Origin of the sequence: Hydrogenophaga sp., from assembly GCF_026125825.1 — a bacterium.
GTDB lineage: Bacteria > Pseudomonadota > Gammaproteobacteria > Burkholderiales > Burkholderiaceae_C > Hydrogenophaga.
In genome coordinates, this window is the sequence record NZ_JAHCKK010000001.1 from 179064 (window position 1) to 197080 (window position 18017).

At 69.3% G+C, this 18017-nt stretch carries 19 protein-coding genes; 7 read left to right on the forward strand and 12 right to left on the reverse strand.

All coding sequences use genetic code 11. From position 1 onward, the window contains the following. Nucleotides 1-15: 15 nt before the first annotated feature. The 3 genes from rsmD to KIT86_RS00920 are packed head-to-tail and all read right to left on the reverse strand — an operon-like array spanning nucleotide 16 to nucleotide 3480. Nucleotides 16-630 carry a 16S rRNA (guanine(966)-N(2))-methyltransferase RsmD gene (gene rsmD, locus KIT86_RS00910; protein WP_297394091.1) on the reverse strand — a complete coding sequence of 205 codons (615 nt, stop codon included), beginning with the start codon at nucleotides 628-630 and terminating at the stop codon, nucleotides 16-18. A 20-nt stretch (nucleotides 631-650) separates the two neighbouring features. Next, a complete protein-coding gene (locus KIT86_RS00915; protein ID WP_297394093.1) occupies nucleotides 651-1988 on the reverse strand; it encodes a pitrilysin family protein in 1338 nt (445 codons plus the stop codon). A 16-nt stretch (nucleotides 1989-2004) separates the two neighbouring features. After that, a complete protein-coding gene (locus KIT86_RS00920; protein WP_297394095.1) occupies nucleotides 2005-3480 on the reverse strand; it encodes a pitrilysin family protein in 1476 nt (491 codons plus the stop codon). 29 nt (nucleotides 3481-3509) lie between these two features. On the opposite strand from KIT86_RS00920, the gene ftsY reads away from it, so the two are divergent. From ftsY to KIT86_RS00945, 5 genes are read left to right on the forward strand one after another with little or no spacing between them, the layout of a single operon-like run. Continuing rightward, nucleotides 3510-4535, forward strand: a complete 1026-nt coding sequence (gene ftsY / locus KIT86_RS00925; protein WP_297394097.1) for a signal recognition particle-docking protein FtsY — start codon at nucleotides 3510-3512, stop codon at nucleotides 4533-4535. A gap of 59 nt (nucleotides 4536-4594) precedes the next feature. Then, nucleotides 4595-5434: an undecaprenyl-diphosphate phosphatase gene (locus KIT86_RS00930; protein ID WP_297394099.1), complete on the forward strand. Its 840-nt coding sequence runs from the start codon at nucleotides 4595-4597 to the stop codon at nucleotides 5432-5434. Between the two features lie 14 nt (nucleotides 5435-5448). Further along, nucleotides 5449-5751, forward strand: a complete 303-nt coding sequence (locus tag KIT86_RS00935; protein ID WP_297394101.1) for a hypothetical protein — start codon at nucleotides 5449-5451, stop codon at nucleotides 5749-5751. A gap of 7 nt (nucleotides 5752-5758) precedes the next feature. Next, nucleotides 5759-6901 carry an FAD-dependent oxidoreductase gene (locus tag KIT86_RS00940; protein WP_297394102.1) on the forward strand — a complete coding sequence of 381 codons (1143 nt, stop codon included), beginning with the start codon at nucleotides 5759-5761 and terminating at the stop codon, nucleotides 6899-6901. Nucleotides 6902-6914: 13 nt separating this feature from the next. After that, entirely contained in the window at nucleotides 6915-7715 is an 801-nt protein-coding gene (locus KIT86_RS00945; protein WP_297394105.1) for a DUF4399 domain-containing protein, read from the forward strand. Here the strand turns inward: KIT86_RS00945 and KIT86_RS00950 are convergent. The 9 genes from KIT86_RS00950 to KIT86_RS00990 all read right to left on the reverse strand — a co-directional run bounded on the left by KIT86_RS00950 (nucleotide 7712) and on the right by KIT86_RS00990 (nucleotide 16140). Continuing rightward, nucleotides 7712-8410 carry a haloacid dehalogenase type II gene (locus tag KIT86_RS00950; protein WP_297394206.1) on the reverse strand — a complete coding sequence of 233 codons (699 nt, stop codon included), beginning with the start codon at nucleotides 8408-8410 and terminating at the stop codon, nucleotides 7712-7714. The two genes, KIT86_RS00945 and KIT86_RS00950, sit on opposite strands and share 4 nt — an antisense overlap. A 14-nt stretch (nucleotides 8411-8424) precedes the next feature. Then, nucleotides 8425-8808: a RidA family protein gene (locus KIT86_RS00955; protein ID WP_297394107.1), complete on the reverse strand. Its 384-nt coding sequence runs from the start codon at nucleotides 8806-8808 to the stop codon at nucleotides 8425-8427. A 17-nt stretch (nucleotides 8809-8825) separates the two neighbouring features. Then, the gene (selD, locus tag KIT86_RS00960; RefSeq protein ID WP_297394109.1) at nucleotides 8826-9902 is read right to left on the reverse strand and encodes a selenide, water dikinase SelD; all 1077 of its coding nucleotides are present in this window, start codon (nucleotides 9900-9902) and stop codon (nucleotides 8826-8828) included. Nucleotides 9903-10185: 283 nt separating this feature from the next. Further along, nucleotides 10186-11187, reverse strand: a complete 1002-nt coding sequence (gene egtD / locus KIT86_RS00965) for an L-histidine N(alpha)-methyltransferase (RefSeq protein WP_297394110.1) — start codon at nucleotides 11185-11187, stop codon at nucleotides 10186-10188. A 10-nt stretch (nucleotides 11188-11197) separates the two neighbouring features. Further along, nucleotides 11198-12523: an ergothioneine biosynthesis protein EgtB gene (gene egtB / locus KIT86_RS00970; RefSeq protein ID WP_297394112.1), complete on the reverse strand. Its 1326-nt coding sequence runs from the start codon at nucleotides 12521-12523 to the stop codon at nucleotides 11198-11200. A gap of 4 nt (nucleotides 12524-12527) precedes the next feature. Then, nucleotides 12528-13661, reverse strand: a complete 1134-nt coding sequence (locus tag KIT86_RS00975; RefSeq protein ID WP_297394114.1) for a PQQ-dependent sugar dehydrogenase — start codon at nucleotides 13659-13661, stop codon at nucleotides 12528-12530. Between the two features lie 73 nt (nucleotides 13662-13734). Continuing rightward, the gene (locus KIT86_RS00980) at nucleotides 13735-14322 is read right to left on the reverse strand and encodes an NnrU family protein (protein ID WP_297394115.1); all 588 of its coding nucleotides are present in this window, start codon (nucleotides 14320-14322) and stop codon (nucleotides 13735-13737) included. A gap of 82 nt (nucleotides 14323-14404) precedes the next feature. Further along, on the reverse strand, nucleotides 14405-15373 hold the full coding sequence (locus KIT86_RS00985; RefSeq protein ID WP_297394117.1) for a DMT family transporter: 969 nt from the start codon (nucleotides 15371-15373) through the stop codon (nucleotides 14405-14407). Next, nucleotides 15370-16140 carry a FadR/GntR family transcriptional regulator gene (locus KIT86_RS00990; protein ID WP_297394119.1) on the reverse strand — a complete coding sequence of 257 codons (771 nt, stop codon included), beginning with the start codon at nucleotides 16138-16140 and terminating at the stop codon, nucleotides 15370-15372. The genes KIT86_RS00985 and KIT86_RS00990 overlap by 4 nt, the downstream gene beginning before the upstream one ends. A 141-nt stretch (nucleotides 16141-16281) precedes the next feature. Between KIT86_RS00990 and KIT86_RS00995 the strand changes: the two genes are divergently transcribed. Further along, the gene (locus KIT86_RS00995) at nucleotides 16282-17091 is read left to right on the forward strand and encodes an NAD(P)-dependent oxidoreductase (RefSeq protein ID WP_297394121.1); all 810 of its coding nucleotides are present in this window, start codon (nucleotides 16282-16284) and stop codon (nucleotides 17089-17091) included. Between the two features lie 14 nt (nucleotides 17092-17105). Further along, on the forward strand, nucleotides 17106-18011 hold the full coding sequence (locus KIT86_RS01000; RefSeq protein ID WP_297394123.1) for an SMP-30/gluconolactonase/LRE family protein: 906 nt from the start codon (nucleotides 17106-17108) through the stop codon (nucleotides 18009-18011). Nucleotides 18012-18017: the final 6 nt, after the last annotated feature.

Consider the following 18017-nt stretch of genomic DNA (forward strand, 5'->3'; position numbering starts at 1 on the left):
GGGCCCGGCCCCACCTCACTGCACGGGCAATGGCCGCAACAGGTGAAAGGCCACCGCACCGGCCTTGCCCTGCCGATGCACCTGCAAGCCGATCTGGGCGAGTTCGTCCGCGCTCCAGACCCGAGGAGCCTCCAGGTAGATCACCCCGTCCCCCTGCACCGCCTGGCGCGCAGCGGCCAGCGCGGCGGCGTACAAGGCCTCGTTCTGGCCATCGCCGAACGGCGGGTCGAGAAACACGGCATCCAGCCCCTGCCCCGCGCGCTGACGCAGTGCGGCCACGCCGTCGCCCCGCTCCACGCGCACCCCCGTGGCCTTGAGCTGCGTGGTGATGCGGCTGAGGTTGGCGAGCAGCGCGCCGTCCTGCTCCACCAACACCACCTCCACCGCGCCGCGCGAAGCGGCTTCCAGCCCGAGCGCGCCAGTGCCGGCGAAGGCGTCGAGGCAGCGCCAGCCGCTCAAGTCCTGACCGAGCCAGTTGAAGAGGGTCTCGCGCACGCGCGAGGGCGTGGGCCGCAAGCCCGGGCGGTCGGCCACGGGCAGCTTGGTGCGTTTCCACTGGCCACCGATGATGCGCACCTCGTGAGGAGCGCTCGCGGCGGCGCTCGCGGCGCTGATGGATGGCTTTTTCATGGCAGCGAGCTTACGCGACCTCAGGGCCGCGCACCCACCACCACCGTGACCATGCGATCGGGCTGCAGCACGCGCGCGAAGGCGCGCTGGATGTCGGCCACGCTCAGGCGCTCGATTTCCTTGGTCCAGGTGTCCAGGTAATCCAGCGGCAGGTCGTTCCAGGCGATGTTGGCCACGTTGTCCAAGAGCTTGCGGTTGCTGTCGAGCCGCAAGGCTTCGCCATTGATGAGGTAGTCCTTGGCGGCCTGCAGTTCGGCTTGCGTAGGGCCTTTGGCGACGAATTCGCGCACCACCTCGCGCACCACGTCAACCGCCTGCGCCGCCTGGTCCGGCCGCGTGGTCAGGGCAATCTGGAACGCCCCCGCCTGGCGTGCCATCAGGAAATAACTGGACACGCCATACGTCAACCCGCGCTTTTCACGCACCTCGGTCATCAGGCGCGAGACGAAGCCGCCGCCACCGAGGACGTAGTTGCCCACGTAGAGCGCGAAGAAGTCGGGGTCGGTGCGGGCCACGCCGGGCTGGCCGATGAGCACCTGCGCCTGTGCGGCGGCAAAGGGCAGGCGTTCGTCCACGGCCTTGGCCAGCGGCTCCACCGGCGGCAGATCGGCCAGGGCCGGACAACCATGAGGTTGCACAGCGGCCATCAGACGGTCCACGATGCGGTCGGCCGTGGCGCGATCGACCGCGCCCACCATCGACACCTGCGCGCGGCAGCTGACCACATGGCGGCGGTAGAACTCGCGCATGTCGGCCACCCGGATCGCATGGAGGGTGTTCGCCTCGGTTCGCCATCCATAGGGGTGGTTGGCATACACCGCCCTGCCGAACACGCGGCTGGCCTGCGTGCCCGGGCGGTTCTCGGCCTCCTGGAGGGCCGCCAGCAGCCGCTCGCGGTCGCGCTGCCACACCCGCTGCGGCCAGGCGGGCGCGGCCAGCTGGCGAGCGGCCAGGGCCACCGCGCGCTCCAGCAAATCGGGTTCGGTCAGGGTGCGCAGCGAAACGCTGAAGCGGTCCATCGTGGCACTGGCACCGAACTGGGCGCCCAGGTCCGCCCAGGCCTCGCTGAGCTGGTTCTCGTCCAGCGCCGGCCGTCCTGGCTGCGCTGCCACACCGCCCGAGAGCAGCCCGGCGGTTGCGCTTGCCAGGCCGGCCTGCGCCGCGGGGTCGCGGCGCCGGCCGCCATCGAAATCGATCTGCACATCCAGCATGGGGATCGAGGGGCTGGCAATCAGGTGCACGCGCGCGCCACTGGCGTGCGTCCATTGTTCGATGGGAATGGTGGCCTGGGCCGTGCCCAAGGCAACCAGCAGTGGCAGGGCCAGGAGCGCGCGGCGCAAAGGGGTGAACAGGGTCATGGTGGGGCGGCTCGCTTCAGTGGCGCGTCAACGCTGGCCTCGCGCCTGCCGGTGCCGCAGGAGCCGCTTCGCGGCGCGACGGATCGGGCACGAGCACGCCGGTGGTGAGCAGTTCGTCGGAAAAGTAGCGCTGCGCCACGGATTGCACCTGCGCGGCCGTGACCGTGCGCAGGCGCGCCATGAGGCGGTCGCCCGCGTCCAGGCCCATGCCGTTGATCCAGTAGCTGCCCAGTTCGCGAGCCTGGTTGGCCACGGAGTCGAGCTTGTAGATCTCGCCGGCGGTCCACTGCGTCTTCACACGCTGGAGTTCCGCGTCCTGGATGCCCTCGCGGGCGATGCGTGCGACTTCGACCTTGAGGGCGGCTGCCGCCATCTCGGTTGTCACACCGGCCGACGGCACGGCCGTGAGCATGAAGACCTGCGGGCCCCGGCCCATGAGGCCGTAGGACGACCCCGCGCTGTCGGCAAGCCGCTTGCCGCCGGTGCCCACGCCTTGCACCAGCGCGCGATCCAGGCGCGCTCCGTCGTAACCGTCGAGCACGGCCGAGAGAACGGTCAGCGCGAGGGCATCGCGGTCGGACTCGTCGTCCACCTCGGCGCCCCGCCACTGCGGCACCTTGTAGGCCAATGCCACCAGGGCCTGGTCGGCCACCGCGCGGTACTCCAGCCGGCGTGGCCCGGCCTGAATGGGTTCTTCGCGTGGCTTGCGCGCGGGAACGGCCGCAGCGGGCAACGCGCCGAAATGCTTCTCGGCCAGTGCACGCACCTGCGCCACGTCCACGTCGCCCGCGATCACCAGGGCCGCGTTCGAAGGGACGTACCAGCGGCGGTAGAACGCACGCGCGTCGTCGGGCGTCATCGACTCGATATCGCTCATCCAGCCAATCACGGGGCGGCGGTAGGGATGCGCCTGGTAGACCATGGCGTTGAGTGCCTCGAACATGCGCGCGCGCGGCGATTCTTCCGTGCGCTGGCGCCGCTCTTCCTTGATCACCTCGATCTCGCGCCTGAACTCGTCGTCGTCCCACTGGTTGCGCGCAAAACGGTCGGCCTCCAGTTGCATGGCGGTCTCCAGGCGGCGCGCGGGGATCTGCAGGTGGTAGGCGGTGGCGTCGCGTGTGGTGAAAGCGTTGTCCATGCCCCCGAGGGCGGCCACGCGGCGCGAGAACTCGCCCGCCTTGATGTCCGGCGTGCCCTTGAACATCATGTGCTCCAGCGCGTGAGCCACGCCGGTGGTGCCATCGACCTCGTCCATGGCCCCCACGCGCACCCACAGCATCTGCACCACAGTGGGCGCACGGCGGTCAGGCCGCACGATCAGTGTCAGGCCATTGCCCAGGGTGAACTGCTGCGCCAGGGGGGCCTGGGCGGTGCTCGGTGCGGGAGAAACCGGACTGGAGGGCGACTGGGCCAGCGCGCTGCCGCCCACCATCGCCAGGACCATCAGGAGTGCAGAACAGCGCTGCGTGGTCAGCGGTATAAGGCGTTTCATAGAATGCAATGGATTCTAGAGTTGGAAAAATGTTCTCGTTCTTTCGCAAAAAAGCCCCCACGCCACCCACGCCCGCCCTGCCGGAGGTCGCTGCACCCCCATCTGCGGCGCCCGAACCTGTCGCTTTGGCGCCCACCCCGGCACCTGCGGCCGCGCCGCGCCAAGGCTGGCTCGACAAGCTCAAGGCCGGCCTGCGCAAGACCGGCTCGGGCATTGCCACGGTGTTCACCGGCACGCAGATCGACGACGCGCTCTACGAAGAGCTGGAGTCGGCCCTGCTGATGGCCGATGCCGGCGTCAAGGCCACCACCCACCTGCTTGGCGACCTCAAGCGCCGCGTGAAGGAAAGCAAAACCACCGATCCAGCCGCCGTCAAGGGCCTGCTGGCCGATGCCATCGCCGACCTGCTCGCGCCGCTGCAGAAGCCCCTCGTGATCGGCGAGCACAAACCCACCGTGATCATGGTCGCGGGCGTCAACGGTGCGGGCAAGACCACCTCGATCGGCAAGCTCACGCGCCACCTGGCCGACAGCGGCGCCTCGGTGCTGCTGGCGGCGGCCGATACCTTCCGCGCCGCGGCCCGCGAGCAACTGGCCGTCTGGGCCGATCGCAACACGGTGGAAATCATCACGCAACAGGGCGGCGACCCGGCCGCCGTGAGCTTTGACGCCGTGACCGCGGGCAAGGCGCGCGGGCGCGACGTGGTGCTGGTGGACACCGCCGGGCGCCTGCCCACCCAGCTGCACCTGATGGAAGAGCTGCGCAAGATCAAGCGCGTGGTGCAGAAGGCCGATGCCAGCGCGCCGCACGAGGTGCTGCTGGTGATCGATGGCAACACCGGCCAGAACGCGCTGATGCAGGTGAAGGCCTTCGACGAAGCGCTGCAGCTCACCGGCCTGGTGATCACCAAGCTCGATGGCACCGCCAAGGGCGGCGTGCTCTGCGCGATTGCGCGGGAAAAACCGGTGCCGGTCTACTTCATCGGCGTCGGCGAAAAGCTCGAAGACCTTGAAACCTTCGATGCGCGCGAATTCGCGCAGGCCCTGCTCTCCTGAAACCCCGGGGCCACGCATCCCTATACTTTGCGCACCATGCCGCCACGCCTGCCCCACTTATGAGCCCCACCACCGCCTGGCTCGAAGCCGCCTTCCTGGGTCTGATCCAGGGACTGACCGAATTCCTGCCCATCTCGTCGAGCGCGCACCTGCGCATCATCGGTCCGCTGCTGCCCTCGGGCGGCGACCCGGGCGCAGCGTTCACCGCCATCACGCAGATCGGCACCGAGGCCGCCGTGCTGCTGTACTTCCGTCACGACATCGTGCGGATCTTTCTCGCCTGGTGGGCCTCGCTCACGCAGCCCGCCCGGCGCCAGGACCCCGACGCCCGCATGGGGTGGCTGATCATCATCGGCTCGGTGCCCATCGTGGTGCTGGGCCTGTTGTTCAAGGACGCGATCGAAGGCTCTTTGCGCAACCTCTACATCACGGCCACCATGCTGATCGTGTTCGGCATCATTCTGGGCGCGGCCGACCACTATGGCCGGCGCGAGCGCCCGCTCAGCCAGCTCACCTGGGGCCACGGCCTGCTCTTCGGCCTGGCCCAGGCGATGGCACTGATCCCCGGTGTCTCTCGCTCGGGCGGCACCATCACCGCCGGCCTGCTCATGGGCTACACGCGCGAAGCCGCCGCGCGCTACTCGTTCCTGCTGGCGATCCCCGCCGTGATGGGCTCGGGCTTCTACCAGCTGCTGCGCAGCTGGCAACACGGTAGCCCGGTCGCGCCCGGCCCCACCGCCCTGGCCACGCTGATCGCCTTCGGCGTGGGCTATGGCGTGATCGTGGTCTTCCTCAAGCTGGTGTCCACGCGTGGCTACATGGCCTTCGTGTACTACCGCATCGCCCTGGGCCTGCTGGTCTTCGGCCTGCTCGGCGCCGGCATTCTGAGCGCGCATTGAACACCCTCCTGCCCATGACCGGCCCAGCACCCACGACGAACGGGTTCTGGGGCCGGCGTTGGCAGGGCCAGATCGCGTGGCGCGTGCTCTTCTGGCGCGACATGCTCGCCGTGGGCAGTGTGATCAACCTCTGCACGGGCTTCGCGGCGCTGATGTTGGTCTCGCAGGGCCAGCCGATCGCATGGGCACTGGCGGTGCACTTCGCGCCGCTGCCCTACAACAGCTTCCTGCTGGCCTCGCTGTGGCGCACGCCCGGGCGCCCCGCACCAGCAAAGCTTGCGGGCTGCGCCTGGTTTGCGGCCATGCTGGTGGTCTGAGGCGGCCATGCACCACGGCATCAAGAAGCTGCTGTTGCTCGGTGCCGGCCAGGCGCACCTGCAGGTGTTGGCGCGCCTGGCGCGGCACCACCCGGGCAACCTGGATGTGATCCTGCTCACGCCCTTCCCGCACCACACGGGCCAGGGCTGCCTGCCCGGCTTCATGACCGGCCAGCACACGGCGGACGAAGGGCGCGTTGCGCTCGAACCGCTGGTCCGCGCGGCCGGTGCGCGCTGGCTGCAGGGCCGATGCACCGGGCTCGACATGGCGTCGCGGCAGGTGCAGGCCGCGGCCACTGGCGGCGCCCAAGGCGTGCCGGCCACGCTGGGCTACGACCTGCTGTCGATCGACACCGGCACCGTGCCCGACCGTGCCTGGCTCGACGCCGAAATGCCAGGCGCCAACCACCACGCCCTGCACCTGAGCCCGATGGAGGCCTTCGTGGCGCTGTGGCCGCAGGTGATGGCGCTGGCGCAGCAACAGGCTGTGTCGGTGGCCGTCGTGGGCGCCGAGGCCGATGGCATCGAACTGGTGTTCGCCGCCGAACAAGGCATTCGCGAACACGGGCTGCCGGGGGCTCGCTTCACGCTCATCACCGGCGGTGGTGAGGTCGGCACCCACCTGCCACCCGGGGTTCGCCAGCGCGTGCTGCGCCAGCTCAGGCGCCGCGGCATCACGGTGTTGCGCGAGGCCTGCGTGGGCATGAGCGAAGGCCAGGTGCACCTGGGCAACGGCGCCCGCCTGGCTTGCGACGTGCCCCTGCTCGCCACGGCCGTGCGCCCACCGGCCTGGTTGCTCGCCAGCGGCCTGGCGCTCAACGAAAGCGGGCAGGTGTTGACCAACCCGACCCTGCAAAGCACCAGCCACCCGCACGTGTTCGCCACGGGGAGCGTGGCGGCCCGTGTCGACGGCGCCCCCAGCGACATGCAGACCGGCGCAGCGCTGGCCCACAACCTGCTGGCCGCGCACGAAGGCAAGGCGCTGCGCGCCCTGTCACCCTCGCGCCCGCGCGTGGCTTTGCTGGCCTGCGGCACGGAGCACGCCATCGCCAGCTGGGGGCCGCTCGCCTTGTCAGGCGCCTGGGTCTGGGGCTGGAAAGACCGCATCGATCGAGGCTTTCTGGAGCAGCATCGCGCGACAGCCCGATGACCGACCCGCCGCCATGCGCCCCTCCACCCGAATCGCCTTTTTCCTCCTCGCCGCAAGCGCTGTTCTGCCCGCCTCCGCGCAGACCCCTCCCGGCCGGACCCACCCCTGGCAAGCCCCGCCACCGCGCCTGACGGCCGAGGCCTACTTCACCAACCTCAAGGACGGCGACCGCATCGAGACGCCCTACCTGCTCAAGTTCGGTCTTTCGGGCGGTTGGGGTCTGGCTCCCATCGCTCAGCCGGGCCGCGCCAAGAGCGGGCACCACCACCTGCTGGTCAACCGAGACCTGCCGCTGAACTTCAAGGAAGCGCTGCCGTTCAACGATCAGTACATCCACTTTGGCAAGGGCCAGATGGAAAGCGTGCTCACCCTGGAGCCCGGTACCTACACCTTGCGCATGCTGCTGGCCGACCAGAACCACCTGCCCCATTTCGTCTACAGCAAACCCGCCACCATCACGGTGACGAAGAAGAACCCGACCGATCCCAAGGCGCTGTCGGTCAAGGGCCTGGCCCTGCAGCTGGAGGGACCGGTGGTCAAGCGGCCGTTTCGCGTGCAGTTCCATGCCTCGTCGCTCAACGTGGCCCATGAGTCGCAGCGCCTGCCCGAGACAGGGCACTTCCGCCTGACCGTCTCGCCCGCCTCCGGCACCCCGGCCGTGATGGATTTCGTCGAAGGGCAGACCGAGGTGTGGCTCTCGCCGCCCGTGGGCAGCTACAGCCTCAGGCTGGAGTTGCTGGACAACGTCACGCCCGGCGAGCCTCTGGTCGAGGCCGTCAGCGCCAGCGTGCGCGTCGTCGAACAGGCGCCTTAGCAGCCCAGCTGATCGGCCAGGTGCCCGAAATCACGGGCGTGCCAGCCGTTGGCCGGCACGGGCGACACGTCCTTGGGCCGGGCCGCACCCCATTCCAGCGGGCGCTCCACATAGGCCGTGGCCAGGCCACAACTTCGGGCGGCAGCGAGGTCGTCGTGGTGCGCGGCCACCAGCATCACCTGCTCGGGCCGCAGGCGAAACACCTCCACTGCCCCCAGGTAGGCTCGCGGGTCGGGCTTGTAGGCGCGGAACACCTCGGCCGACAATACACAGTCCCAAGGCAGGCCGGCGCGCTTGGCCATGTTTGTGAGCAGCCCCAGGTTGCCGTTGGACAGGGTGCAGATCGTGTGCCGTGTCTTGAGCCGGTGCAGCCCGGCCACGGCGTCGGGCCAGGGATCGAGCCGGTGCCACACGCGGTTGAGGTGCTCGCGCTCAGCCTCGCTCAGGCGCGTCAAACCGAAGCGAGGCAGGAGTTCCTCCAGCACCATGCGGTGCAGGTCGTCGATCAGCGTCCAGCCCAGCTCGCCCGAGCGCACGCGTTGCATGGCCGGTTGGTAACCCTCGCGCCAGGCGGTGGCGAAGGCATCGGCATCGACCTGCGGATACAGCGCCTGCACTTCCCGCACGATGCTGCCGTGCCAATCGACCACGGTGCCGAACACATCGAAAACGAGGACGGGGGTGGGGGTGGGCAAAGCAGACACGGTGTTCAGCGGGTCTTGAGGGCCGTGACCTCGACCTCGATCTTCATGCGCGGGTCCAGCAAGCCGGCCGACACCATCATGGCGGCGGGCCGTGCCCGGCCCAGGTGTTTGCGCAGCACCGGCCAGCAGGCTTCGAACAGCGAGGCGTCGGGCAGCACATAGTTCACGCGCACCACGTCGTCCAGGCTCGCACCCGCCTGCTGCAGCGCGGCCTGGATGTTCAGGAAGCATTGCTCGGCCTGTTGCACCACGTCGTCCGAGATGCTCATGGTGGCGTAGTCGAAGCCGGTGGTGCCCGAGACGAAGACCCAGTCGCCCGCGACCACCGCGCGCGAGTAGCCGATCTGGGCCTCGAAGGGGGAGCCGGAGCTGATGTGTTGTCGTTGCATGGTTTGCGTTCCTTGGTTCAATCCACCCGCAGGCGAACCCCGTCGGCGCTGGCCGCCCCGACTTCGCCGATCTCGGCCGCAGCGCCAAACCCATGGCGGTGAAACACGGCCAGCACATCGGCCACGGCCTCGGGCGCGCAAGCCACCAGCAGGCCACCGCTGGTCTGCGGGTCGCTCAGCAGCGCCTGATCGACCGGCGGCAGGCCGGCGCCCAGCCGCACCTCGTGGCCGTAGGCCGCCCAGTTGCGCCCGGATGCACCCGTGACCATGCCGGCCGACGCCAGGCTGCGCGCGCCCTCGATCAGCGGCACGCGGGCCATGTCCAGGCGCACCATGGTGTCCGAGCCGCGCGCCATCTCCAGCGCATGGCCAGCCAGGCCGAAGCCTGTCACATCGGTGAGGGCATGCACACCCGCCAGCGCAGCAAGGTCGGGGCCGGCGGTGTTGAGCTGGGTGGTGTGCTCGATCATCCGGGCATACCCCGCGGCCGGCAGCGCGTCCTTCTTGAGCGCGGCCGAGAGCACGCCCACGCCCAGCGGCTTGCCCAGCACGAGGCGGTCGCCCACCCGCGCGTCGGCGTTGCGCTTGACGCGCCTGGGATGCACCAGGCCGAGCGCGACCAGGCCGTAGATGGGTTCGACCGAATCGATGGTGTGGCCGCCCGCGATCGGGATGCCGGCGGCCTGACACACGCTCTGGCCGCCAGCGAGGATGCGGCCGATGGTCTCGGTGGAGAGCACGTTGATCGGCATGCCCACCAACGCCAGCGCCATGATGGGCGTGCCGCCCATGGCGTAGACGTCGCTGATGGCGTTGGTGGCGGCGATGCGCCCGAAGTCGAAGGGGTCGTCGACGATGGGCATGAAGAAATCGGTGGTGGCGATCAGCGCCTGCTCGTCGTTGAGCTGGTACACCGCCGCATCGTCGGCCGTTTCGATGCCGACCAGCAGCTCTTTGGGAATGGGCATGGCGCTGGTGCCCTTGAGGATGTCGCTGAGCACACCGGGTGCGATCTTGCAGCCGCAACCCCCGCCGTGCGAGAGGCTGGTGAGTCGCGGTTCGGCGCGCGGCGATGAGGGGATGGGAGTGGTCATGGGTTGGGGCAAGCGGGATCGGAAAAGGCTTCAATCGGCCGCCATTGTGCTTGCCGCATCCCGGCAAAAGGCATCAACCGGGTGATGCCATGGAAATTCACACGATCCAGTAAGAAAAACGCAAACATCCGACACCGCCCGGGGCGGGAATTCGCGCTGGGAAGGCGGCATGGAACAGGCCGGCACTTCTGCGAGGCAGGCATCGCCACGCCGAGGGGGCGGCTCGCGTCGGGGACGGCGATTCCAAGAGGGGTTTTTCAGCGAAGACGCGACGAGCCGGTGGCTAGGCCGGCGCCCAGAACACGCTGAACCAGCCGTTGGCGTCCGTCCAGTGCCGGGGTGCGCCAAAGCCGGCTTCGCCCAGCAGCGCCCCGAAGTCCTCCGGCGCCCATTTGTACGAGTTCTCGGTGTGCAGCCGCTCGCCATCGGCGAAGCGGCGCTCGCCGCCGGTCCAGCGCACGGTCTGATCGCCGATGGATTGCAGGTGCATCTCGATGCGCGATTCGTCGGCGTTGTACAGCCCCACGTGTTGCCAGGCGGCGGGCGCGAAGTCGGCATCGATCAATCGGTTGACGTGGCGCAACAGGTTGCGGTTGAAGGCAGCGGTCACGCCCAGCGCGTCGTCGTAGGCGGGCTCCAGCACGGCGCGAGGCTTGACGCGATCCACGCCGATCAGCAGGCCACCCCCCGCCCCTGCGGCTTCACACACCGCGTGCGCCTGGCACAGCAGGGCCAGGGCCTCGTCGGGCAGGAAGTTGCCAATGCTGGAGCCGGGGTAGAACACCACGCGCGGCTGCTGCGCCAGCGCGCGCTCGCTCAACCAGGTGGTGACGTCGGCTCCCAGGGCGAAGCGCGTGGAGAAGTCCATGCCCAGGCCGAGCATGGGCAGGTCGGCGTGGCGCTGCTGCAGGGCCGCGAGCGTGTCGCGCAGGTAGTCCACCGAGATGTCCACCGGCACGTAGGCAGATGGCTGCAGCACGGGGAACAGGCGCGCGGCCTTGGCGCAGCTGCCTGCGCCCAGGTCGACCAGCACCGCGCCCTGAGGCACGTGGCGCGCCATGTCGGCGCCATGTTCGGCGAACACGGCGGCTTCGGTGCGCGTGGGGTAGTACTCGGGCAATTCGGTGATGGCATCGAACAGGCGCGAGCCCAAGGCGTCGTAGAAGAACTTGGGCGCGATGCGCGCCGGCGTGGCCAACAGGCCGGCGATGAGCTCCGGATGCGTGGCGCCGGGGCGTGGGTGGTGCAGCTGGACGAACTGCGGCGCCTGGTCGATGTATCGCATGAGAAGGCTCCTAGAGGGTGCGCGCCAGCCGCAAACCGCTGAACTGCCAGCGCGCGTCGGTGGGAAAGAAGTTGCGGTAACTGGCGCGCAGGTGCGCCGCAGGCGTGGCGCACGAGCCGCCGCGCAGCACGTATTGGTTGATCATGAATTTGCCGTTGTACTCACCCACCGCGCCTTCGGCAGGCTGGTAGCCGGGGTAGGCGCTGTAGCTGCTGCCCGTCCACTCCCACACATCGCCATACATCTGGAGCAGGCCGTCGCCAGCGGCGCGCGCTGGCAGCGGGTGCAGGGCATTGCCTTCCTGCAGGTTGCCCTGCACGGGCAAGCCAGCGGCGGCGGCCTCCCACTCGGCTTCGGAGGGCAGTCGGGCGCCCGCCCAGTCGGCCTGCGTGGCCGCCGCCCAGCGCGCGAAAGCGTCGGCCTCGAAGTGGCTGATGTGGGTGACCGGGGTGTGCAGGTCCAGCGGCACTTCCCCGTGCAGCGTGAACACGGTGGGCAGCTCCGGGCCTTGCGACGGGAGGGTCCAATACAGCGGGGCGCGAAGGCCCTGGGCACGCACCCAGTCCCAGCCAGCGGCAAGCCACCAGCGCGGCTCGGTGTAACCGCCGTCCTGCACGAAGGCCCACCACTCGCCGTGGGTGACCAGCCGGTTCATGAGCGCATAGGGTTCGAGCCACTGGCGGTGGCGAGGCAGCTCGTTGTCGAACGCGAAACCCTGGCCGGTGTGTCCCACCTCCACCAGTCCACCGGGGTGGTCGACCCAGCGCGGCGCCACCGTGGTCACAGGCACCAGCGGCCAGTGGCGGCGGTAGGCGGGGCGCAGCGGGTTGATGGACAGCAGGTGCTTCACATCGGTGAGCAGCAGCTCCTGGTGCTGCTGCTCGTGGTGCAGACCGAGTTCGATGAGGCGCAGCGCATCGTCGCTGTCGGTGTGTTCGATCAGGCGCACGATGCGTGCGTCCACCTGCTCGCGCCACTGCCACACGGTGGCGAGGTCGGGCCTCGTGAGAAGGCCACGCTGTGGCCTCGAGAACGGCTCCCCGACACCCTGGTAGTAACTGTTGAAGAGCATTCGGAACGAAGGCTCGTAGGCCTTGAAGCCGGCCTCGAAACGCTCGAGCACAAAGGTCTCGAAGAACCAGGTGACGTGCGCGAGGTGCCACTTGGTCGGGCTGGCGTCGGGCATGGACTGCGCCTGGCAGTCCTCGGGCGAAAGCGGCGCGGCCAGCGCCCGGCTGCGCTCGCGCACGGCTGTGTAGTGGCGGACCAGGCCCGCGCGGTTGTACAGAGTGTCGGGCGCACGCTGGGGGGCAACCGGTCGGGGCGTGGGGTTCATGGTGTCAGCTTCCAGGCTTGAGCCGCAACAGCTGGCCGTCGCGGTCGTCGGTGAGGAGGTAGATGAAGCCGTCCGGTCCCTGGCGCACGTCGCGCACGCGCTGGGCCAGTTGGGGCAGCAGTTTTTCTTCGCGCACCACGCGATCGCCGTCCATCACGAGGCGCACGAGGTACTGGAACTTGAGCGAGCCCACCAGCAGGTTGCCCTGCCAGTCCTTGCCATAGGGGCCGCCTTTCACGAAGGCCATGCCCGAGGGCGCGATGGAGGGCTTCCAGTACAGCAGGGGCTGCTCCAGGCCTTCCTTGCTGGTCAGCCCCTCGCCGATCTGCCCACCGCCGTAGTTCTCGCCGTAGGTGATCACGGGCCAGCCGTAGTTCTTGCCGGCGTCGGTGCGGTTGAGTTCGTCGCCGCCCTGTGGGCCATGTTCGATGGTCCAGAGGCGCCCGTCGGGGCCGATCGCCGCGCCCTGCACGTTGCGGTGGCCCAGGCTCCAGATTTCAGGCAGGGCGCCTGCACGGCCAACGAAGGGGTTGTCGGGGTGGGCGCGGCCATCGGGGCGCACGCGAACCACCTTGCCGTGGTGGTTGTCCAGCGTCTGGGCATCGGCCATGCGCTGGAAACGGTCGCCCAGTGCGAGGAACAGGCTGCCGTCCTCTGACTGCGCGATGCGGCAGCCGAAATGCAGCCGGCTGCTGACCTTGGGCTTCTGGCTGAAGATGACTTTCACGTTCTCCAGCGAGCGGGCATCGGGCGCGAGGCGCGCCGAGGCCAGCGCGGTGGAGTTGCGCATGCCCATGGCGCCGGGCTCGGCGTAGCAGAAGTGCACCGTGCGGTTGCGCGCGAAGTCGCGGTCGGTCACGAGGTCGAGCAGGCCGCCCTGGCCCACGGCATCCACATCGGGCACGCCCTGGATCGGTTCACCCACGCGGCCATCGGCGCCGATCACCCGCATGCGGCCCGGCCGCTCCGTCACCAGCATGCGCCCCTCACCGATGAAGGCCACCGCCCAAGGGTTGTGCAAGCCGCGCGCAACGACTTCGGTGGTGACAGCGGGAGCTTGCGCATGCACGGCTGGGGCAAGCAGCGTGCCCACCAGGGCGAACAGCGACAGCACAGGGGCGGAGGGAGGACGGGTCATGTGGGTGTGGAAGGAATGGCGGAAAAAGAGACGGCAAGGCGGTTGGTGCGCGCCAACCGCCCAGGGTTCCCGATCAGCCGCCCAGGGGTTGCACACCGAACAGCCAGGCGTGGGCCCAGAACACGAAGACGAGGTAGATCGCGAGCCCGCCGACCAGGGCCACGGCATCGTTGGCCGCGCCCCCCGGCAATGCGGGCGGGCTGCGCAGCAGACCGGCTGCCGCGCGGCGCTTGACGGAGATGCGGTCGGCCACGGCCCAGGCCAGGAAGCCGCCAAACAGCAGCACATCGGCCGCTGTGCCATTGGCCAGCAGGTGGGCCAGGGCCCAGCATTTCACGGCCAGCAGCATGGGGTGTCTGGCCGAGCGCTGGATGCGCCCGGGCAGGTAGGCCGCGAGCAGCAGCACGAAAACCGGCAGCATGAGCAACAGCGCGAGGTGGCGCAAGCCGGTGGGCGGGCTGTAGAGCAGCACCGGCGCCTGCCGCGCGATGCCGTAGCCCCAGACGATCAGCGCCAGGCCGGCAAAGGAGAGCAGCGTGTACACGCCCTTGAATCCCCCCTCGCCCATGCGCTGCGCCAGCGCCTGGCGGCCTTGCGGCGAGACGATGGACACCGAATGCACACCCAGGAACAGCACCAGGCCGATGATCAACCACGTCATGACAACCCCTTTGGCTGGCGCGGCGCCAGACCATCCGGCGCCGCGCTGGCGAAAGGGCACTGTAGCGCCACCGCCGCCGCGGTCAACCCGCCGGGGTGGCGGCGCTGGGGGGTGGGCGCCGGTCGGTGGTGACCAGCCAGATGCCGCCGCACACCAGCAGCAGGGCCGCGGCGTTGCGCCAGGCCAGGATCTGCTCGCCCAGAAACAGCGCCGAGAGCAGCGCGCCGAACACCGGAATGAGGAAGTTGAACACCGAGACCATGCCCACGCGGTTGTATTTCAGCAGCGCGGCCCACAGCGCGAAGGCCACTGCCGAGAGCACGGCCATGTAGAGCAGCAGCACGGCCGGCGCGAGCGACATGCCGTGCAGCGCACCGCCAAAGGCATGGCCCGCCAGCAGCAGCGCCAGACCACCGATGGCCAGCTGGCAACCAGTCATGACCATGGGATCGATCCGCTGCGAGAGCCGCTTGCCGTAGATGCTCGCGGCCGAGAGCACGAAGGCCGCGATGACGATGAAGCCCTCGCCGAGCAACGTGAAGCCCGCGTCCAGCCCCTGAGCACCTGCGCGCAGATTCACCGCCATCACGCCCGCGAAACCCAGCAGGCAACCCAGCGCCTTGCGATGGTCGAGGCGGTCGTCGTGGAAGATGAAGTGGGCCAGCAGCACGCTGAAGAAGGTGCCTGTGGCGTTGAGGATGGACGCCTTGACGCCCGTGGTGTGGGCCAGGCCGACGTAGAAGAAAACGTATTGCAGCGAGGTCTGCGCCAACCCGAGCACGGCGATGCGGCCCAGGCTGGCGCGCGGCAGCGCGAACACGGGTCGGCCGATGGCGTGCGCAATGCCCAGCAGCAACACGCCTGCGAGCAGGAAGCGCCACCCCGCGAACACGAGTTGCGACGCGGTATCGTCCCGGCCGATCGACAGCAGCGCATAGCCGCTCTTGATGGCCGGGTAGGCGCTGCCCCAGAGCAGGCAGCACAGGGTGGCCAGCCACACCACATTGCGCGGCCGGCTGAAGAAGGCCGCGCCGCCGGTGCGGGGCGTCATGCGAGGCTGTCGGGTTGGGCCCGGCGCAGGCGTTCGCGGCTGTTGGACAGGTGCAGGCGCATGGCCTGGCGGGCGGCCTCGGGCTCGCGCAGGCGGATCGCGTCGTAGATGCTCTGGTGTTCGCCGTGCACGCGCCGCAGGTAGGCCAGACGCCCCTCGGGCGCGCTGCTGGCGGTGTTGAGTCGGGTGCGCGGAATGATCATCGTGCCGAGGTAGGTCATGAGATCGGCGAAGTGGCGGTTGCCGGTGGCCCGCGCCACTTCCATGTGGAACTGGAAGTCCGAGGGCACGGCGTCGGAGACGTCGTCGATCGAGGCCTCGAAGGCCGCGAGCGCCGCGGCCATGTTCTGCAGGTGGCTGTCGTCGCGTCGCTGCGCGGCCAGGCTCGCGGCTTCGCTCTCCAGGCTGATGCGCAGTTCCAGCAGCGAGATGACGTCGGCCACGGTGGCGAAGTCCTCGGGCGCGACGCGGAAGTTGCTCTGCTCGGGCGGGGCCATCACGAAGGTGCCGATGCCGTGGCGCGTCTCCACCTGGCCCGAGGCCTGCAGGCGCGAGATGGCCTCGCGCACCACCGTGCGGCTCACCGCGAAACGGGTCATCAGCTCGGACTCGGTGGGCAGCTTGTCACCGGTCTGCAGGCGGCCTTCGCGCACATCGGCCGTCAGCGTATCGACGATTTCGGGCACCAGGCCGCGCTGGCGGCGGGGGCGCAATGGCGGCGCGGCCAGGGGCATCGCGTCGTCTCCTAGGGTTTTCACGGGGAGCATTGTTTTTTCCTTGACACGCCATTGTGGCGTTCACACAATTCGCCCAAGTTGTCTGACAACCGACAACAGACAACATGATGGCCGGACTGTAGCAAACCCCTCGCGAAAGTCCAAGCCCGACGAGACAAGAGCGCACACACCATGGACGTCATCCTCAAGACCCATCACCGCCTGCTGCTCACCGGCGCCGCCGGCGGCCTGGGCACCGCCCTGCGCGAGCGTCTCAAGCGCAACTGCGAGGTGCTGCGCCTCTCGGACCGAGCGGACCTGGGCAGCGCCAAAGCCGGGGAAGAGATCGCGCTGGCCGACCTGGCCAACGCGGACGAGGTCGATGCCATGGTGCAGGGCTGCGACGCCATCGTGCACATGGGCGGCATTTCGGTGGAAGCGCCCTTCGCCGCGATCCTGCAGGCCAACATCCTCGGCGCCTACCACCTGTACGAGGCCGCGCGGCGGCATGGGGTCAGGCGCATCGTGTTCGCCAGCTCGAACCACGTGACCGGCTTCTACAAGCAAAGCGAGACCATTCACGCCGACCACCCGGCCCGCCCCGATGGCTTCTATGGCCTGAGCAAGGCCTTCGGCGAGGACCTGGCGCGCCTGTACTTCGACCGCCACGGCATCGAGACCGCCTGCGTGCGCATCGGCTCCTCGTTTCCAGAACCCAAGGACCGCCGCATGCTCGCCACCTGGCTAAGCTTTGACGACCTGCACCGCCTCATCAGCGCCTGCCTGAGCACCCCGGTGCTGGGCCACAGCATCGTGTTCGGCATGTCGGACAACGCCGTGACCTGGTGGGACAACAGCCGTGCGCACCACGTGGGCTATGTGCCCCGGGACACGTCGGACGTGTTCCGCGAGGCCGTCTTCGCGCGCACCAGCGCACCCGACCTGAACGACCCTGCCGCCATCTACCAGGGCGGCGGCTTCGTCAAGGCCGGCCCGTTCTGAATGGCACAGCCACCATGACCACTCAGGCCGAACTGGTGCTCGACGCGCGCAACGGCGTGGGTGAGAGCCCGGTGTGGGACGCGCATCGCCAGGCCCTCTTCTGGCTGGACATTCCCGGCCGCGCGCTCTGGCGCTGGGACGCGGCCACCGGCCAATCGCGCCAGTGGGCCACGCCCGAGATGGCGGGCTGCATGGCGCTGGCCGCCGGCAGCGAAGCGACGCAGCACGGCCGCTGGGTGGCCGCCATGGAAACCGGCGTGGCGGTGCTCACGCCGCAGAACGATGGCACGCTGACCCAGGACGTGCGCGCCCGGGTGCAGCACCCACAGGCCGGCATGCGGTTCAACGACGGCCGTTGCGACCGCCAGGGCCGCCTGCGCGCCGGCACCATGGTGATGGACATGTCGCTGGCCGCTCCCGCAGGCAGCCTGTACGGGTTCGACGGCAAGGCACTGCGCGCTTTGCAGAGCGGCTTCATCACTCCCAACGGCCTGGCCTTCAGCCCCGACGGCAAGACCATGTACCTGTCGGACTCGCACCCCCAGGTGCAGACCATCTGGGCCTGCGGATACGACATCGACAGCGGCACGCCGCACCATCCCCGCGCCTGGGTCGACATGAAGCCCCTGCCGGGCCGGCCCGATGGCGCGGCCGTGGACGAGGACGGTGGCTACTGGATATGCGGCAACGATGCCGGGCTGGTGCACCGCTTCACGCCCGACGGCCGCCTCGACCGCTCGCTCGCCGTGCCGGTGAAGAAGCCGGCCATGTGCGCCTTTGGCGGCAGCGGGTTCGACACCTTGTTCGTCACCTCGATCCGGCCCGGTGGCGACCTGTCCGACCAACCGCTGGCGGGCGGCGTGTTCGCGCTGCGCCCCGGCGTGCGCGGGCTGCCCGAGCCTGCCTGCACGTTTTTCTGAGCCCTG

Coding starts and splice junctions, on each gene's coding strand:
- KIT86_RS00975 (WP_297394114.1), bottom strand. CDS start 13,661: ATGACCCGTCCTCCCTCCGCCCCTGTGCTGTCGCTGTTCGCCCTGGTG.
- rsmD (WP_297394091.1), bottom strand. CDS start 630: ATGAAAAAGCCATCCATCAGCGCCGCGAGCGCCGCCGCGAGCGCTCCT.
- KIT86_RS00985 (WP_297394117.1), bottom strand. CDS start 15,373: ATGACGCCCCGCACCGGCGGCGCGGCCTTCTTCAGCCGGCCGCGCAAT.
- KIT86_RS00935 (WP_297394101.1), top strand. CDS start 5,449: ATGACCGGCCCAGCACCCACGACGAACGGGTTCTGGGGCCGGCGTTGG.
- KIT86_RS00995 (WP_297394121.1), top strand. CDS start 16,282: ATGGACGTCATCCTCAAGACCCATCACCGCCTGCTGCTCACCGGCGCC.
- KIT86_RS01000 (WP_297394123.1), top strand. CDS start 17,106: ATGACCACTCAGGCCGAACTGGTGCTCGACGCGCGCAACGGCGTGGGT.
- egtD (WP_297394110.1), bottom strand. CDS start 11,187: ATGCGATACATCGACCAGGCGCCGCAGTTCGTCCAGCTGCACCACCCA.
- KIT86_RS00990 (WP_297394119.1), bottom strand. CDS start 16,140: ATGCTCCCCGTGAAAACCCTAGGAGACGACGCGATGCCCCTGGCCGCG.
- KIT86_RS00945 (WP_297394105.1), top strand. CDS start 6,915: ATGCGCCCCTCCACCCGAATCGCCTTTTTCCTCCTCGCCGCAAGCGCT.
- KIT86_RS00955 (WP_297394107.1), bottom strand. CDS start 8,808: ATGCAACGACAACACATCAGCTCCGGCTCCCCCTTCGAGGCCCAGATC.
- KIT86_RS00980 (WP_297394115.1), bottom strand. CDS start 14,322: ATGACGTGGTTGATCATCGGCCTGGTGCTGTTCCTGGGTGTGCATTCG.
- selD (WP_297394109.1), bottom strand. CDS start 9,902: ATGACCACTCCCATCCCCTCATCGCCGCGCGCCGAACCGCGACTCACC.
- KIT86_RS00915 (WP_297394093.1), bottom strand. CDS start 1,988: ATGACCCTGTTCACCCCTTTGCGCCGCGCGCTCCTGGCCCTGCCACTG.
- KIT86_RS00920 (WP_297394095.1), bottom strand. CDS start 3,480: ATGAAACGCCTTATACCGCTGACCACGCAGCGCTGTTCTGCACTCCTG.
- ftsY (WP_297394097.1), top strand. CDS start 3,510: ATGTTCTCGTTCTTTCGCAAAAAAGCCCCCACGCCACCCACGCCCGCC.
- KIT86_RS00930 (WP_297394099.1), top strand. CDS start 4,595: ATGAGCCCCACCACCGCCTGGCTCGAAGCCGCCTTCCTGGGTCTGATC.
- egtB (WP_297394112.1), bottom strand. CDS start 12,523: ATGAACCCCACGCCCCGACCGGTTGCCCCCCAGCGTGCGCCCGACACT.
- KIT86_RS00940 (WP_297394102.1), top strand. CDS start 5,759: ATGCACCACGGCATCAAGAAGCTGCTGTTGCTCGGTGCCGGCCAGGCG.